The organism is Cupriavidus sp. IK-TO18, from assembly GCF_015549295.1.
GTDB lineage: Bacteria > Pseudomonadota > Gammaproteobacteria > Burkholderiales > Burkholderiaceae > Cupriavidus > Cupriavidus oxalaticus_A.
The window spans coordinates 1-15,639 of record NZ_JADGMP010000054.1; the positions used below are offsets into that span (position 1 = coordinate 1).

Sequence of the window (15,639 nt, forward strand, 5' to 3'; positions counted from 1 at the left end):
CTGGCCAAGGGCGAGGCAATCACGCAGGACACCTCGACGCTGGAGAACCCGGCGATCCTCACGCAACTCGGCCAGTCCAGTTAGCGGTGCGCATTGCCCGCCACGCAGCTAAGATAGGAGCCTGCCCCAACCACAGCCCCCCGACCCATGAGAATCCGCATCGGCGAAGAGATCACCTTCCGCAAACTCGAAGCCCTGCTGGCGTTCATGGAATCGGGCAACCTGGCCAAGGCGGCCGAGATCCTGGATACCAGCACGGTCAGCGTGCACCGCGCGCTGCACTCGCTGGAAGAGGGCACCAGCTGCGCGCTGTTCCGCCACGAGGGCCGCAACCTGATCCCGACCGACGCCGCCCATGTGCTGGCGGATACGGCAAGGGAAGTGCTCAAGGCCATGGCCGACGGCATCCGCGCCACGCGCGAGGCCGCCGGCTTTTCGGCCGACCACCTCAAGATCGGCTCGCTCTATTCGCTCACGGTCCAGACCGTGCCCAGGATCGTGATCGGCCTGAAGCTGCGGCGCCCGGAGCTGCAGACCGAGCTGATGCTGGGATCGAACGCGGACCTGCTGCAGAAGCTCAAGCAGGGCTCGATCGACGCCGCGCTGATGGCCGTGCCCGAGCCCGATCCGGAGATCGAGTCGATCCCGCTGTTCGAGGACGATATCTTCTTTGCCGCGCCGGCCGGTTCGCCCTATGCCTCGATGCCCGCGGTGGACCTGCGTGCCTGCCGCGACGAGCCCTTCGTCAGCCTGAGCGAGGGCTTCGTCACCTACAGCGGCTTTGTCGAGGCGTTCCGTATTGCCGAATTCACGCCTAATGTGGTGATGAAGGTCGGCGACATCTTTTCGCTGATGAACCTGGTGGGCGGCGGCATCGGATACACGCTGCTGCCGGGCCGGGTGAAGGGCGTGTATTCGCGCAATGTGGCGTTCGTGCCGCTGGCCGGCGAGTACGACATCAAGCAGACCATCGCGCTGAACTTCCTGCGCCGCCGCGAGCGCGATCCCAACCTGCTGGCGCTGGCAGCGGCGTGCCGGATGGCGATGCGCGAAGCCGACCAGTAGGGGGCGCGGGCGGCTTTTCGCCCACTCCCTGGTCTCGCTTCCGGCCAGCGTAACGGTTCATTTGCTGGCGTGATTGTTTGCCGGACGCCGCCTGTTTAAGGTGGAGCCATCAGACAGACACCAGCCGGAGACGCGATGACCAACACCAGCACGGGCCGCCAGTGGAATACCCGCAGGCAAGCCAAGGCGCGCCGCAAGCAGAATGGCGCAGCCATTGCCGACGGCAAGGTGGTGCCGACCAGCGACATCGTCGCGTTCCTGGAAGCCGTGCTGGCGTCCGGCGACCGCGTGGTGCTGGAGGGCAACAACCAGAAGCAGGCCGACTTCCTGTCGCGCTCGCTGGCGCAGGTCGATCCGGCGCGCGTGAATGCGCTCCACATGATCATTCCCAGCGTCAGCCGGGTCGAGCACCTTGACCTGTTCGAACGCGGCATCGCGCGCAAGCTGGATTTTTCGTACGCGGGGGCGCAAAGCATCCGCATCTCGCAGTTCCTGGAGGACGGTCAGCTCGAAGTCGGCGCGATCCATACCTATATCGAGCTGTATTCGCGGCTGTACGTGGACCTGGTGCCCAATGTGGTGCTGATCGCCGGCTACAAGGCCGATCGCCAGGGCAACCTCTACACCGGTCCGAGCACTGAGGACACGCCGGCGCTGGTCGAGGCCGCGGCCTTTCGCGACGGGCTCGTGATCGCGCAGGTCAACGAGATCGTCGACGATCCCGCGGGCCTGCCGCGCGTCGACGTGCCGGGCTCCTGGATCGACTACGTGGTGCAGGCGGACAAGCCATTCTTCTGCGAACCGCTGTTCACGCGCGACCCGCGGCTGATCAAGCCGGTCCACGTGCTGATGGCGATGATGGCGATCCGCGGCATCTACGAGCGCCACCAGGTGCAGTCGCTCAACCACGGCATCGGCTTCAACACCGCGGCGATCGAGCTGATCCTGCCGACGTACGGCGAGTCGCTCGGGCTGAAGGGCAAGATCTGCAAGTACTGGACGCTCAACCCGCACCCGACGCTGATTCCGGCGATCGAGACCGGCTGGGTCGAGAGCGTGCACAGCTTCGGCAGCGAGCTGGGCATGGAAGCCTACGTCGCCGCGCGGCCGGACGTCTTCTTTACCGGCGCGGACGGCTCGATGCGCTCGAACCGGGCCTTCTGCCAGCTTGCCGGCCAGTATGCGGTGGACCTGTTCATCGGCTCGACGCTGCAGATCGACGGCGACGGCCATTCGTCCACGGTGACGCGCGGGCGGCTGTCCGGCTTTGGCGGCGCGCCCAACATGGGCCACCAGCCGGGCGGGCGCCGCCACCCGACGCCGGCGTGGCTCGACCTGATCGAAACCGACGACCCGCTCGCGCGCGGCCGCAAGCTGGTGGTGCAGATGGTCGAGACCTTCCAGGCCGGCGGTAAGCCGACCTTTGTCGAATCGATGGATGCGGTCGAGGTCGCGCGCGAAAGCGGCATGCCGCTGGCGCCGGTGATGATCTACGGCGACGACGTCACGCACGTGCTGACCGAAGAGGGCATCGCCTACCTCTACAAGGCGCAATCGCTGGAGGAGCGGCGCCGGATGATTGCCGCCGTGGCCGGCGTCACGCCCATCGGCCTGAAGCACGATCCCGCCACCACGCGCCGGATGCGCAGCGACGGCCTGATCGCGCTGCCGGAAGACCTGGGCGTGCAGCGCAGCCAGGCCACGCGCAGCCTGCTGGCGGCCAAGAGCATGGCCGACCTGGTCGACTGGTCCGGCGGGCTGTACGAGCCGCCGGCACGCTTCCGGAGCTGGTGATGGCAGCCGCCACCGCAAGGATCCTGCAAGCGCAGGCCGCGTACGCGCCCGCGCAGCGCCCGGCGGCCTCGGCCCATGCCGAGGCGCTGGCGGGACTCGCCGTCGGCGCCATTGCCGAAGAAGCGCGGCTCTCGCCCAAGCCCGGCCTGGTCGACAGCCGCGGCAGCGGGGCCCATGCCGACCTGACCTTGCCGCTGATGCTGCGCTCGGCGCACGCGCTGGGGCCGTCGTTCGCGGCCATGGCCGATGCCGGGCTGCGGGCGCCGCGTGTGGGCTATGGCCTGCGCGAACAACTGGGCGCGCTCGGCCGCGAGGCCGAGGCCGTGATGCTGGCCGCCACCGGCGGTGTCAACACGCACCGTGGAGCGATCTGGTGCATCGGCCTGCTGGTCGGCGCCGCGGCGCACGCGAGCGCGGCAGGGCTGGCCGCCAGTGCCGGGACGATCAGCGCCACGGCCGGCGCCATCGCCGCGCTGGCGGACCGGCACCGGCCAAGGCTCACCGGCAACAAGGGCGAACTCGCCTGTCTGGCCTACGGTGTCGGCGGCGCGCGCGCCCAGGCGCGCGCGGGCTTCCCGCACGTGACGCGGCTGGCGCTGCCGGCGCTGCAGCGCAGCCGCGCGCGCGGCGATACCGAGTCGACGGCCCGCCTGAACGCGCTGCTCGCGCTGATGAGCGAACTGGACGATACCTGCGTGCTGGCCCGGTCAGGACGGCAAGGGCTGGATTACATGCAGGCCGGCGCGAAGGCGGTGTTGTCGGCAGGCGGCGCGGGCACGGTCGCCGGGCGGCGCCATCTGCGCAGCCTCGATGCCGGCATGCTGGCCCGCAGGGCCTCGCCGGGCGGCGCGGCGGACCTGCTGGCCGCGACGATCTTCCTCGACCGGCTGTCACTGGACGGGACGGCCAACGTGACGGCAGCGAAAAACGACTTCAGGGGACTGTGATGGAACAACTGCGATTTGAATTCCCGGCGGGGCAACCCGCTACCGGACGCGTCCTGGTCGGCGTGGTGGGGTCGGGCGACCTCGAGGTAGTGGTCGAGCCGGGCCAGGGCGGCAGGACCACGGTGGAGGTCACCACCTCGGTCAATGGCTACGGCCGCGTCTGGGATGCGCAGCTCTCGCGCGTCTTCGCCGCCGAGCCGCGCGCATCGATGCAGATCCGCATCCACGACTTTGGCGCGACGCCCGGCGTGGTCGGCATGCGCCTGGCGGAAGCGTTCGAGGCGCTGGGCGGCCCGCAGCAAGGAGACAGCGCATGAACACCGCGGAACTGCTGGCGCGCAACAGTTTTATCGAACTCGGCGCACGCGAGCGCGCGCGTGCATTGCTCGACCCGGGCACCTTCCGCGAACTGGCGGGGCCGTTCGACGGCCTGCAGTCGCCGTGGCTGCCGCCGCAAGGCGTGGTGCCGCAGAGCGATGACGGCGTGGTGGTGGCCAAGGGGCGCATCGACGGGATGCCGGTGGTGGTGCTGGCCATCGAGGGGGCCTTCCAGGGCGGCAGCATGGGCGAGGTCGGTGGCGCCAAGATCGCCGGGGCGCTGGAACTGGCGGCCGAAGACAACCGCCGCGGCGAACCGACGCGCGCGGTGCTGCTGCTGGAAACCGGTGGCGTGCGCCTGCAGGAGGCCAATCTTGGCCTGGCGGCGATTGCCGAGATCCACGCGGCGATCGTCGACCTGCGCCGCTACCAGCCGGTGGTCGGCGTGATCGCGGGGCAGGTGGGCTGCTTTGGCGGCATGTCGATCGCAGCCGGCCTGTGCAGCGCGCTGGTGATGACGCAGGAGGGCCGGCTGGGGCTGAACGGCCCGGCCGTGATCGAGCAGGAGGCGGGCATCGCCGAGTACGACTCGCGCGACCGGCCTTTTATCTGGAGCTTCACCGGCGGCGCGCAGCGCGTCGCCACCGGTTTCGCCGATGCGTATGTCGACGACGACTGCGACGCAATGCGCGCGCAGGTTGCCGCGCTGCTGCGCGGGCCGGTCGCCGCCAGCCATCGCAGCGAGCAAGTCGCGCGATACCTGGCCGCGCTGCAGGCGTACGACGCCAGCGCCCAACCCACGCCCGCCCAGGTGCAGGCACTGTTTCAACGGGGGACCGACGCATGAACGCACCACTTCATCCCGCTGCCGCGCGCGAAGCCAGCCGCGGCGAACGCTGGCTGCAGGCGCTGGCGCCGGCGGCGTCGCGCCAGCCGGGCTATCCGGATTCCGTGCAGGTGGCCGACGGCGAACTGGCCGGCGCCGCGGTGCGCTGGATTGCGCTGGTGCCCGATGCCGCCAGCCGCTTCCCGCGCGCGCGCAACGGCGAAGCCGGACTGCTCGAGGGCTGGTCGCTGGCGCGCGCGGTGCGCGAGGCGATCGAGGCGGACCGCGCCGCGCCGGTCAAGCGCGCCATCGTGGCGATCGTCGATACGCCCAGCCAGGCCTACGGCCGGCGCGAGGAGGCACTGGGCATCCACCAGTCGCTGGCCGGCGCGGTGGCCGCGTATGCCGAGGCACGCCTGGCCGGGCATCCGGTGGTGGCGCTGATTGTCGGGCGCGCCATGTCGGGCGCCTTCCTCGCGCACGGCTACCAGGCCAACCGGATCATCGCGCTCAATGACCCGGGCGTGCTGGTGCATGCGATGGGCAAGGAAGCCGCGGCCCGCATCACCATGCGCACGGTCGAGGACCTGGAGGCGCTGGCGTCGACAGTACCGCCGATGGCCTACGACATCGAGAACTTCGCCACGCTGGGCATCGTGTGGCGGCTGATCGAGGTCGAGTCGGCCAGTGCGCCGGTGGCGGCCGATGCGCTCCTCGCGCGCGACACCATCCTGTCCGCGCTGGCCGACATCCGCCGCGACCCGACGCCGGGCCTGCAAGGCCGCCTCGGCGGGGCCAACCGGAAGGCGTCGGCAGAGGTACGCGCGTGCCTGTCCCGGCAATGGCAAGCGTGAATTTCGCGCCGCCCGCGCCGCACGACCTGGTCTGGCTGGACGACCCGGCCAGCGCGCTGGAGGGCGCGGCGCTGCCGGCGTGGGTCTCGCTGCCGGCGCTGCACGACACGCCGGTGGTCGTGCGTCGCGACGGCCGCCGGCCGGGGGAGATCCCCGTTGGCTTGCGCGGCCGCTCGCGTGCAGAGCGCTTCGGCACGTGGATTGCGCCGTCGGCGATGCGCAAGCTCGTCACGCCGATGGAGCTGGCCGCCCAGCGCGCCTGGCGCCTGCGCCCGGACCTGGCGGCATTGCCGGCAATCCGCGCGCTCGAGGCCATCGCCGGCCGGCTCGACGCCGCCGGCATCCGCTGGGGCGTGACCGGCAGCGCCGGCTTCTCGCTGGCCTGCGCGCAGAACGTGCTGCATGCCGACAGCGACCTGGATCTGGTCGTGACGGCAGACCAGCCGCTGGCGGCGGGCCATCTCGAGTTGCTTGGCGAACTGCAGCGCAACGCGCCGGTCCGCGTCGACATCCAGATCGCGACACCGTACGGCGGCTTTTCGCTGCTGGAACGCCTGCGCAGCGGGGGCAGGGTGCTGCTGAAGACGGACCACGGACCGTGCCTGTGCGACGATCCGTGGCAGCCATCGCCATGCAAGTCCTGATCACGTTCCCCGGGCAGGGGACACAGCGCCCCGGCATGCTGAAGGACCTGCCAGCCGACCCGGCAGTGGCGGCGGTGCTGGCCGAAGCGGAGGAGGTCCTGCAAGTACCGGCGGCAGGGATGGATACGCCCGAGCGCCTGCAATCGACGGTCTGGACGCAGCTGTGCCTGCTGACGTCGGGCGTGGCGATGGCACGATGCCTGGCCGCTTACGACGCCCGCGCCGACGCCGTGGCCGGACTTTCAATCGGCGCGTATGCCGCCGCGGTGACTGCCGGCGTGCTCTCCTTTGCCGATGCCTTGCGCCTGGTGCGCCTGCGCGGGGAACTGATGGCGCAGGCCTATCCCGCCGGCTACGGCATGACCGCCATCCTGGGGCTCGACCGCAACCGGCTCGCACCGTTGGTGGCGCAGGTGTGCTCGCCGCAACGGCCGGTATACCCGGCTAACTTCAACGCCCCGACGCAGATCGTGATCGCCGGCAGCGAGGCGGCGATGGCCGAGGTATCAGCGCTGGCGCTTGCCGCCGGCGCGCAGGCCGCAAAGCCGGTCGCCATCCATGTGCCATCGCATTGCCCGCTGCTCGATGCCGCGGCGCAGGCGCTGCAACAGGCCATGCAGGGCGTGGCGCTGTGCGCGCCCTCGCTGCGTTATTTCAGCGCCAGCAAGGCGCGCGAGCTGCGCGACCCGCGCAGGATCGCCGACGACCTGGCGCTGAACATGGCCACGCCGGTGCGCTGGCATGAAACCATGCTGCTGGCACATGCCAATGGCGCACGGCTGGTGGTGGAAGCGCCGCCGGGCGACGTGCTGACGCGCCTGGCCCAGCCAATGTTCGCCGACGGCATGCCGCTGGCGTGCGACCGGACGCGGCTGGATTCGATCGTGGCGCTGATGCGGCGCACGCGGGCGAGTCCCTGAAGCAGGTCCAAACCAGAGCGGACAGAGGCGTTCGCACCGGCTCCCGCTAGCCTCTCCCGCCTCTCCCGCCTCTCCCGCCTCTCCCGCCGCCAGATCCGCCGGCCCCATTCATGGATTGCGATCGGTCCATTGAACGTAGCGCCAAGTAGGCCAGGAGCGCGCCAAGGCATTGGATCGACAGCATGCCAAGTGCCATTCGCGTAAGGGAGACAGCAAGGAGCGGCATGACCAGCGCGGACAACAACGCATTCCCGACCTGTTGAAACGTCAGGTAGCAACTGGCCGCCAGGCCTCGGCGCGCCGGGGCGCAATCCAGAGCCAGCAATTGCAGGCTCGGCTGGGTCAGCATCATGCCGAAGGCAAAGCAGGGAAGAGCCGTCACGATCCACGGCAGCGCGGATGCATGGAACACGCCGAGGGAAAGATTGACCAATGCCGCGGCGAACATGACGATGTGCCCCCCCGCGATGGTCTTCCATGGGCTCACCCTGCCAGCAAGACGAAATAGCGCGAGCGAGCCTAGCAGCAATCCCGCAACAATCGGCACGAACAGCCATGCGAAGGATTGCGCATTCAATCCGAGGTGCTGCGTAACGAAACTGGGAGCACCGAGTACATAGACGTAGATGGCCATGTTGACGCTAGCATTGGCCAGCGCCAACAACACAAAGCTGCGATGCGAAAGAACGTTGCCATACGCCTGAGCAAGCCGGATGGGATGCAGCACATGCCGTTCAGGTGGCGGCAGGGTTTCAGGCAGCCAAAGCCAGCAGGCCCCGAGCAAGCCTGCGGACAGCAGAGCAAGGAAGAGAAAGATGCTGCGCCAGCCCGCCCAGGCCAGCAGCCAGCCACCGCAGACTGGTGCCAGCGCAGGGGCCAGCGCGAACAGCATGCCGACCAGTGCCAGTTGCCTTTGAGCGGTTGCCCCGCTGGCAACGTCCCGGACCATGGCCCGGCCAACGACGGCCCCAACTCCCGCACTCAGCCCCTGCATGATGCGGCCGGCGTACAGGGTCCCTATTTGCGAAGCCGCTGCACAGACCAGCGACCCCAGGGCGAACAGCGCGAGTCCGGCGAGGACGGATCTGCGACGCCCGATTGCGTCGGAGATTGCTCCATGCCACAGCATCATCAGCCCGAAAGGAAGCATGTATGCCGTCAGAGACTGCTGTACTTGTGCCGGACTGGCCGACAAAGACGTGCTGAGCGAGCCGAAGGCTGGTAGATAGGTCCCGATGGCGAATTGGCCCAGCATCACAAGGCCGCCCACGAGTATCGTAAAGCGAGGGCCGGTGCTGGTTGTGGCCGACACCTGCGCGCGTGTCTCCGGATACTGCAGGCTCATGGAATCTTCGCGTGACATCGTGCTATCCATACATGAATACCCGGCTGGATATAACGAGGCGACTGTCTTCCCCAGCAGGTGGAGCGCGCCGGGTGCGGGCGCTTCACATGCTAGACGCGATCAGGGCAGGTACAGGGACGGAGGATCTCTGTACCTCCACGCGGCCTGATCCTTTCAGATCAACGGCGTGCGTGCTGGGTGAACCCGACCTGGCCAGGCTTGCGGTTCGGCGCGAAACCATTCTGCGCCAGCGTCTCGTCGGCGCCGTCGTAGAACGTGCCGATCTTGTAGATCTCACGCGCTTCCTTCGCACTGGCAACGTCCCGGCCGAACTCCCGCGAGATGCGCACGAGTTGCTCGATCTGTTCGACCGTGCCCGTCTTGCGGTCCCGCCGCTGCGTCCAGATGTTGTCCTCGATACCACAACGCACGTGCAGCCCCATGGCGATAGCCATCATGTTGAGCGGAAGCACGTTGAGCATCGAGGTTTCCAGGGTCAGCACCGAGCCGTTGGGGCAGGCCCTCACGAAGTTCGCCAGGTTGTAGAGGTTGGGCGCTTCGAAGCCGCCGCCGATTGCCACCCAGGTCAGGATCAGTGGCACGTTGCAGGTGCCCCGGCGCATCATCCGCTCTACCGTTTCCAGTTGCGCGATGTTGGCAAGCTGGAAGTGGGTCTGGATGCCGTTGCTGCTGAGCCGGCGGATATGCTCTTCCACCCATTCCGGTCCGGCGGGGATGGTCATCTCGCGATAGGCGCGATAATTAGCCGGCTCGGCCAGGGACGTTCCGGCCACATCTGCCGCGCACATCTGCTCGACCACATTCATCTGGTTGGTGTTGATCGCGATCGTCACCTGGTCCGGCGTCGGCTTCAGTTCCGCAAGCATATGGCGGGTATCGTCCGACAGCCACCTGGCCACATCCCCCTCGCTCTCCGGCGCAAACGAGATCGATCCGCCCACTTGCAGGATCATGTCCGGCACGCGTGCCCGGATGCCGGCAAGCAACTCATTGAACTTGGACAGGCGCTTCGAGCCTTTCCCATCGGCTTCGCGTACGTGAACGTGCAGCACGGTAGCGCCGGCGTTGTAGCAGTCCACTGCCTTCTGGATCTGTTCCTCCATCGTCACCGGAATATCTTGCGGAAAATCCGAAGGCATCCATTCCGGGCCATAAGGGGCTGCGGTGATGACCAGCTTCTGCTGGTTCTCCGGGAACAGCGAACCGTCGATGAAATCCATGTCTCTCTCCTTGGGATAAATAGTTCAGGCCTGGGCCGGCTGTGCGGCGTGTCGCTTGACGTCGCCCTCGCCGATTCCGAATGGCTTCTCGCCAATGCCGAACGGCTTGTCGCCGACAATGCCGGCGCGCTCCATCTTGCGATGGCAGGGCGCGTAGTCCATTACCGCGTAGTGCTGGGTGCTGCGGTTATCCCAGATCGCCATGCTGTTGGCCTTCCAGCGCCAGCGCACCTGGTATTCGGGAATGAAGGCCTGGCTCACCAGGTAACGCAGCAGGTCGGCCGCACCGGGGTTGTAATCCTGGCCATAGCGCACGTACGCAGGCGTATGGAAGTTGGTGAGATGCGTGGTAAAGGCATTGACGAAGAGGATCCGCTCGCCGGTTTCCGGGTGCATTCGTACCACCGGATGCTCGGGATCCGGGTACTGCGCCTTCAGCGCCAGGCGCTTCTCGATTTGCATGGCCGCGCCGAAACTCGCCTCGATGCTGTGACGTGCTCTCAGGCCGGCAATTTGCGCCTTGACGTGACCGGGCAGGTTCTCGTACGCGAGAACCATGTTCGTCCACATCGTGTCGCCGCCGACCGGAGGGGTTTCTACACAGCGAAGGACACAGCCCATCGGAGGTGCCTCGCGCCACGTGGCATCGGTATGCCAGGCGTTTTCGTAGCGGTCCATCGGCTGGTCCGGCCGCTTGTAGATCTGGACGAGACCCGGATGCTCCGGATGGCTGCCGGCAACGGGATGGTCTTCGAGCTTGCCAAAGCGCTCGGCAAACGCGACATGCTCGGCGCGAGCAATATCCTGGTCTCGCAGGAACAGAACCTTGTGCCGCAGCAACGCGGCGCGGATCTCATTGAACAAGCCATCGTCATGAATGGCATCGGAGAGTTTCACGCCAACGAGTTCGGCGCCGATGCTGGCGGTCAGTTGTTCTACGCGCATCATTCGGCCTCCGAACGCACCATGACTGAATCGGAATGTGCTAATTCAGCAAGGCAGACTTCGGCAACAAGATGCGCAATGCAATAACCGGGTGTAGCCATTCTGTGTCTCCTCTTGATATGGGTCCAACGCATATTGCGTTGTCATCAAGGTAAGCGTGGGGGCTACGTCCGGACTTTGCTTTCCATGCCAGAAGCTTTGCGTTCGGCGCCAGGAAACGGCGCCGGATGACTCGGACTTGATCGTGGTCAAATCAGGGCGGCTAGCCGGCAAGAATAAGGAGCTCTCGGCTGACGCGACTGGCGCCGGCGTCATTCCAGCGCGCGAAGGAGGGGGCGCGAGGATGGATATTCTGCGTCTTTGTGCCGATGGATTTCCCTTGCGCTTCGGGAATCCGGTCATGTCGGGAGCCAGGTGCCAGTGCACCACTCCAAACGGGCATTGGTTCCCTAACGTCGTCCACCGCCACCACGCCCGCCGCCAAAGCCTCCGCCGCGTCCGCCGCCAAATCCGCCGGCCCGGCCGCCGCCCGAGTGCAGGCTCTGGTTTCCGCGGCTGACATCACGCTGCACGGCACTGCCGCCGCGGCCCACGCCCTGGAAGCCGTTGTCCCGGCCGCCGGTGGCGTCGCGCCCGCGGAAGCCGGCGCGGCCCGACGCATCGGCGGTGCTCCTGCCAAATCTTTCGCGCGTGGCGCTGTCGCGGTAGGCCACCCCCTGGCGGTGCCGCGCGTCGTGCTGCCAGCGGCCTTTATCCAGCTTGCTGGCGTCGAAGTTGCGGTCGATGTTGCGCGCCTTGTGGTGCTCCACATGGACGCCGCCGTTGTTCCAGTCGCAGTCGCCGAAGATGGCGACGGCCGCGGCCAGGCCGACGCCCCATGCGATGCCGCCAAGGAAGGCGTCGCCAGGATAGTAGGGTCCGTAGGGCGGCCAATAGTAGTACGGGTATCCTGCATAGCCCCAGCCGCCATAGACAATGGCGGGGTCATACACCGGCACGTAGATCAAGTCGGGCTGCGCGGGTTCGATGCGCACGATGGTCTGCTGCGTGGATTCGGCCGCGGTCGCGGGTTCCACGATCACAGTTTGCTGCGGCCCCGACTTGAGGTGGCCGGCCTGCTGGGCGCGCACGCGCAGGCGTTGCACCGCAGCCATCACGTCCTTCTGCTGGGCCAGGAAGGCATCGCCCAGCTTCTGGGTCCAGTCCAGCTTGTCGCCCATGGGTCCAAGGATCTGCGGAAACGCCACCAGCGATTTCACGCTGACGTCCCAGGTTTCGTTCTGCACCGCCTTGACCGCGGCATCGCCCTTCAGGTCAGGGCGCTCCTTGAGCCAGCGCGCGGCGAGGGCGACCTCCAGCGGATAGGTGGACGCCATCAGCACCTGCGACAGCAGCGGATCGGGGTAGAGCGCGATCGGGGCGACCAGGGCCTCGATTTCTTCTGCCTTGTACGGGGCGGGTTCGCGCTGGGCCTGGGTCGGGCCGCCGCCAGGCAGCGCGGACGCCGGCGTTGCGGCCGGCGGCCCGGCGCCCTGGCATCCGGCCAGTGCCAGTACGCCGCAGCAGGCCATGGTGAGGATGCGATGGCTCATGGCGACACCTTCCTCCAGCCCGGGGCTGGGTCAAAGGTTTTCGTTGCAGCGGCCTTGGCCACGCTGTTGGGCCCCAGGTCGCGTTCGTACACTTGCCCCTTGTGGCTGACGATGAAGCTCATCACGCCGGTGTCGCCGTAGCGCACCGGCCAGGCCATGACCGCGAAGCCGCCGAACAGCTTGCCGTCGACGACATAATTGAGCGCACCGCCGTCGCCATGCGGCCCTTGCGCGGTCAGTAGCTTGTAGTGGTAGCCGTGGTAACCGTCCTTGCTTGCATTGCGCGTGCCGGCGTCGCGGAAAGCCGGGCCGAGCGGGCTCGGTGACTCGCTCGAGGTGGTCGGCCAATAGAGCCCGTCATGCTTGTCCGGGGTGCTGGACAGCCTGCTGGCGTAGACCAGCCGCTTCTCGCCATCGTGCATCGTCTGGGCGTATTCCGCTTGCGCATCGCAGATCGCCTGCATGGTCTGGATCACCGCAAGCTCGTTGCGGCCGATGCGGCGCACGCGCATTTCCTCGACACCCGCCCGCGTGTCGAATTGCCAGCCGCCTGGCGCCTTGACCAGCGGCACCGGCAGGGTCCAGCCATCGTCGCCGACCGCGATGAGGGCATGTTTGTCCGCCTGCTGCAAGCGATGCGATTGCGCCCAGGCGGTGTTGAACCGTTTCCGTACTTCGGCGCCGGCCGGCGGAATGATGTCGCGGAATTTCGGCCCCAGCATGCGGCGCATGGCGGCCTCGTCGTCGGCGCGCACCGCCTGGCCGAAAGCCGCCATTGCCGCATCGGGCGAAGCGAAGACCTGGCGCGCCTGGGCATGCGCCGGAGTTGGTGCGAGCAGGTAAAGGCAGGCCACGGCGGCGGCTGCACCAGGCGAAAAACCCCGGGATCGCGCAATCGCCGGCTTATGCGGGGGACTCGGTTCGTAGGGCATGGCAGGAGGGCTCCGTTTCAAAGCAGCAGCGGCACGCCGAGCGCCAGGAACGCGGCGATGTAGATCACGCCGAAGATGGCGCCAAGCCGCCAGTAGTCTCCGGCGGGCAGGTAGCCGCTGCCGAAGTAGACCGGGCTCGGACCGGTGCCATAAGGTGTCAGGATGCCCATGATGCCCAGCGTCAGGGCCAGCATCAGCGCAAAGGACTCCATTGGCAGGCCGGGAATGGTCGAGCCGACGCTGAGCATGACCGGAAGCATTGCCGTCGTATGGGCGGTGACGCTGGCGAACATGTAGTGCGTGAAATAGAAGACCAGCACCAGCGTTACCGCAGCCGTCATCGGCGACAGGCCGCTCATGTGGCTTGCCATGGTGTCGGCAAACCATTTGACGAAGCCGGTCCGGCTCAGGCCGTCGGCCAGCGCGATCAGCGTTGCAAACCAGGCCAGGGTATTCCACGCCTGCTTGTTGGACAGCATGTCATCCCAGGTCACGACACCGGTCACCAGCATCAGGGCAATCACCATCAGCGCCGCGGTGGTCGCGTTGACGTGCTTGTCCCCGAAGATCCACAGCGCCAGCGCGATCAGCACCAGCAGGGCAAGCAGCAGCTCGCGCCGGTTTGGCGGGCCCATCTTCTGCAGTTCCTGCGCCGCCCAGGCCGGCACCTCGGTGCCTTGCTTCACTTCCGGCGGATACAGCAGGTATGCGAGCAGCGGCACGGCCAGCAACAACACGATGCCTGCCGGCGCGAAGGCCATGAACCACCGCATCCAGCTCAGGTCGACCTGGACCATCTTGCGGATCAGTTCGGCGGCGAGCAGGTTGGGCGCCAGCGCGGTGAGGAACATCGAACTGGTCACGCACGTGGTGGCGATCGCGGTCCACATGATGTACGAGCCGATCCGCCGCGCCGACGGATCGTTCGGCTTCGAGTCATAGAGCGGCGGCAGGTTGCGGATGACGGGAAAGATCGTGCCGCCGCTGCGCGCGGTATTGGAAGGGGTGAACGGCGCCAGCAGTGCGTCGGCCATCATCACCGCATAGCCCAGCGTCAGCGTCCTGCGCCCCATGGCCCGCACCAGCAAGAGCGCGATGCGCCGGCCCAGCCCGGTCTTTTCGTATCCGAGCGCGAACATGAAGGCGCCGAAGATCAGCCACACCGTGCTGTTGGCGAATCCGGAAAGTGCCCACGCCAGGGCCGCGTTCGCAGGATTGAAGCCTGGCATTGCGAGTTGCTCGGGGCTGTAGAACACCCATTCGCACAGCACCGTCACCAGCGTCACCGCCAGCAAGCCGATGGCGGCACCGGGCAGCGGCTCGAGCATCAGCCCGACGATGACGCCCACGAAGATCGCGAAGTATAGCCACGTGTGCAGCGCAAGTCCCTCTGGGGCCGGGATCACGGCGACTACGATCGCTGCAATGACGGGCGCAAGCGCCTTCAGCCAGGTTTCCATTACGGCTCCCTTAGGCAAAGACCTTCGGTGTGCTATGGTTTTATATGACCTTTTCGACCCTGGCGCCAGTGTGAAGTGGGCGCCGCCGATTCCACGGGGCATGCGATGGTACGTCTGAGCATCGAAGGGCGGCAGATCGAAGCACCGGCGAACTGCTCCATCCTGCAGGCCTTCCTGCACGCGGGGGAAACGCTGGTCGAAGGCGTGGGATGCATGGGCCAGGGCGTGTGCGGCTCGTGCCGGGTCATGGTGCGGCGCAGCGGCGAGCAGGACGTGCGCACGGCGCTGGCGTGCGAGACGCTCGTCGAAGACGGCATGCAGGTCGCGTTCCTGGACTACTTTACGGCGACGGAGCGGCACGTCTACCGCATGGAAGAGATCGGCGAGAGCTGGGATGCACTGCGGACGATCGCCACCACCTTCCCCGAGGCCGCGCATTGCCGCCACTGCAGCGGCTGCGACCGCGCCTGCCCGAAGCAACTCGAGGTCCAGCAGGGCGTGCAGCTCGCCGTCGAAGGCAAGCTCACCGCTGCCAGCCAGGTCTTCGACGAATGCGTCATGTGCAACCTCTGCACGCTGGCCTGTCCGGAACACATCCGCCCCAATCATCTCGGCCTGTTCGTGCGGCGCATGATCGCGGCGCAGACACTGCGGCCCGCCAACCTGATGCTGCGCCTGCAGCAGATCGAAAGCGGGGCGATGACGATCGACTTCGACGCGCCCGGCGCACAGCCGCCGCGCTGACGGAGGCACACG

15 protein-coding genes are annotated in these 15,639 nt (G+C 67.3%); 9 read left to right on the forward strand and 6 right to left on the reverse strand.

All coding sequences use genetic code 11. The annotated features are described in order from the left end of the window. Nucleotides 1-147: 147 nt before the first annotated feature. From IPF36_RS32780 to mdcH, 8 genes are all read left to right on the forward strand, one after another. A complete protein-coding gene (locus tag IPF36_RS32780; RefSeq protein WP_135705132.1) occupies nt 148-1,065 on the forward strand; it encodes a LysR substrate-binding domain-containing protein in 918 nt (305 codons plus the stop codon). Nucleotides 1,066-1,200: 135 nt separating this feature from the next. Further along, the gene (mdcA, locus tag IPF36_RS32785) at nt 1,201-2,859 is read left to right on the forward strand and encodes a malonate decarboxylase subunit alpha (RefSeq protein WP_133098601.1); all 1,659 of its coding nucleotides are present in this window, start codon (nt 1,201-1,203) and stop codon (nt 2,857-2,859) included. Then, entirely contained in the window at nt 2,859-3,806 is a 948-nt protein-coding gene (locus IPF36_RS32790; protein WP_195432126.1) for a triphosphoribosyl-dephospho-CoA synthase, read from the forward strand. Before mdcA ends, IPF36_RS32790 begins: the two co-directional genes overlap by 1 nt. Further along, nucleotides 3,806-4,123 (forward strand): malonate decarboxylase subunit delta, encoded by a 318-nt coding sequence (locus IPF36_RS32795; protein WP_195432127.1) that lies wholly within the window; start codon nt 3,806-3,808, stop codon nt 4,121-4,123. The genes IPF36_RS32790 and IPF36_RS32795 overlap by 1 nt, the downstream gene beginning before the upstream one ends. Continuing rightward, nucleotides 4,120-4,971, forward strand: a complete 852-nt coding sequence (locus IPF36_RS32800; protein WP_195432128.1) for a biotin-independent malonate decarboxylase subunit beta — start codon at nt 4,120-4,122, stop codon at nt 4,969-4,971. The genes IPF36_RS32795 and IPF36_RS32800 overlap by 4 nt, the downstream gene beginning before the upstream one ends. Continuing rightward, nucleotides 4,968-5,804: a biotin-independent malonate decarboxylase subunit gamma gene (mdcE, locus tag IPF36_RS32805; RefSeq protein ID WP_195432129.1), complete on the forward strand. Its 837-nt coding sequence runs from the start codon at nt 4,968-4,970 to the stop codon at nt 5,802-5,804. The genes IPF36_RS32800 and mdcE overlap by 4 nt, the downstream gene beginning before the upstream one ends. Further along, entirely contained in the window at nt 5,792-6,448 is a 657-nt protein-coding gene (locus IPF36_RS32810) for a malonate decarboxylase holo-ACP synthase (protein ID WP_195432130.1), read from the forward strand. Before mdcE ends, IPF36_RS32810 begins: the two co-directional genes overlap by 13 nt. Continuing rightward, complete coding sequence (mdcH, locus tag IPF36_RS32815; protein WP_195432131.1) at nt 6,436-7,368, forward strand: malonate decarboxylase subunit epsilon; 933 nt, start codon at nt 6,436-6,438, stop codon at nt 7,366-7,368. The genes IPF36_RS32810 and mdcH overlap by 13 nt, the downstream gene beginning before the upstream one ends. Before the next feature lie 46 nt (nt 7,369-7,414). Here mdcH and IPF36_RS32820 read toward each other — a convergent pair whose 3' ends face one another. The 6 genes from IPF36_RS32820 to IPF36_RS32845 form a co-directional block, all read right to left on the reverse strand. Then, nucleotides 7,415-8,713 (reverse strand): multidrug effflux MFS transporter, encoded by a 1,299-nt coding sequence (locus IPF36_RS32820; protein ID WP_195432132.1) that lies wholly within the window; start codon nt 8,711-8,713, stop codon nt 7,415-7,417. Nucleotides 8,714-8,892: 179 nt separating this feature from the next. Beyond that, complete coding sequence (locus IPF36_RS32825) at nt 8,893-9,954, reverse strand: 3-keto-5-aminohexanoate cleavage protein (RefSeq protein WP_133098594.1); 1,062 nt, start codon at nt 9,952-9,954, stop codon at nt 8,893-8,895. 24 nt (nt 9,955-9,978) lie between these two features. Continuing rightward, nucleotides 9,979-10,899, reverse strand: coding sequence for a TauD/TfdA family dioxygenase (locus IPF36_RS32830; RefSeq protein WP_195432156.1), 921 nt, complete (start codon nt 10,897-10,899; stop codon nt 9,979-9,981). A 449-nt stretch (nt 10,900-11,348) separates the two neighbouring features. Further along, complete coding sequence (locus tag IPF36_RS32835; protein WP_195432133.1) at nt 11,349-12,491, reverse strand: DUF3300 domain-containing protein; 1,143 nt, start codon at nt 12,489-12,491, stop codon at nt 11,349-11,351. Beyond that, complete coding sequence (locus IPF36_RS32840) at nt 12,488-13,345, reverse strand: DUF2950 domain-containing protein (protein WP_368671212.1); 858 nt, start codon at nt 13,343-13,345, stop codon at nt 12,488-12,490. The genes IPF36_RS32835 and IPF36_RS32840 overlap by 4 nt, the downstream gene beginning before the upstream one ends. A 95-nt stretch (nt 13,346-13,440) precedes the next feature. Next, nucleotides 13,441-14,883, reverse strand: a complete 1,443-nt coding sequence (locus IPF36_RS32845) for an anion permease (RefSeq protein ID WP_195432136.1) — start codon at nt 14,881-14,883, stop codon at nt 13,441-13,443. Nucleotides 14,884-14,988: 105 nt separating this feature from the next. On the opposite strand from IPF36_RS32845, the gene IPF36_RS32850 reads away from it, so the two are divergent. Continuing rightward, nucleotides 14,989-15,627, forward strand: coding sequence for a 2Fe-2S iron-sulfur cluster-binding protein (locus IPF36_RS32850; RefSeq protein WP_133098590.1), 639 nt, complete (start codon nt 14,989-14,991; stop codon nt 15,625-15,627). Nucleotides 15,628-15,639 lie beyond the last annotated feature (12 nt).

Bases quoted from the DNA above. Each gene is read 5' to 3' on its own strand.
- IPF36_RS32780 (WP_135705132.1), top strand. From the start codon at position 148: ATGAGAATCCGCATCGGCGAAGAGATCACCTTCCGCAAACTCGAAGCC.
- IPF36_RS32800 (WP_195432128.1), top strand. From the start codon at position 4,120: ATGAACACCGCGGAACTGCTGGCGCGCAACAGTTTTATCGAACTCGGC.
- IPF36_RS32825 (WP_133098594.1), bottom strand. From the start codon at position 9,954: ATGGATTTCATCGACGGTTCGCTGTTCCCGGAGAACCAGCAGAAGCTG.
- IPF36_RS32810 (WP_195432130.1), top strand. From the start codon at position 5,792: ATGGCAAGCGTGAATTTCGCGCCGCCCGCGCCGCACGACCTGGTCTGG.
- IPF36_RS32835 (WP_195432133.1), bottom strand. From the start codon at position 12,491: ATGAGCCATCGCATCCTCACCATGGCCTGCTGCGGCGTACTGGCACTG.
- mdcE (WP_195432129.1), top strand. From the start codon at position 4,968: ATGAACGCACCACTTCATCCCGCTGCCGCGCGCGAAGCCAGCCGCGGC.
- IPF36_RS32845 (WP_195432136.1), bottom strand. From the start codon at position 14,883: ATGGAAACCTGGCTGAAGGCGCTTGCGCCCGTCATTGCAGCGATCGTA.
- mdcH (WP_195432131.1), top strand. From the start codon at position 6,436: ATGCAAGTCCTGATCACGTTCCCCGGGCAGGGGACACAGCGCCCCGGC.
- IPF36_RS32820 (WP_195432132.1), bottom strand. From the start codon at position 8,713: ATGAGCCTGCAGTATCCGGAGACACGCGCGCAGGTGTCGGCCACAACC.
- IPF36_RS32795 (WP_195432127.1), top strand. From the start codon at position 3,806: ATGGAACAACTGCGATTTGAATTCCCGGCGGGGCAACCCGCTACCGGA.
- IPF36_RS32850 (WP_133098590.1), top strand. From the start codon at position 14,989: ATGGTACGTCTGAGCATCGAAGGGCGGCAGATCGAAGCACCGGCGAAC.
- IPF36_RS32830 (WP_195432156.1), bottom strand. From the start codon at position 10,899: ATGCGCGTAGAACAACTGACCGCCAGCATCGGCGCCGAACTCGTTGGC.
- IPF36_RS32790 (WP_195432126.1), top strand. From the start codon at position 2,859: ATGGCAGCCGCCACCGCAAGGATCCTGCAAGCGCAGGCCGCGTACGCG.
- mdcA (WP_133098601.1), top strand. From the start codon at position 1,201: ATGACCAACACCAGCACGGGCCGCCAGTGGAATACCCGCAGGCAAGCC.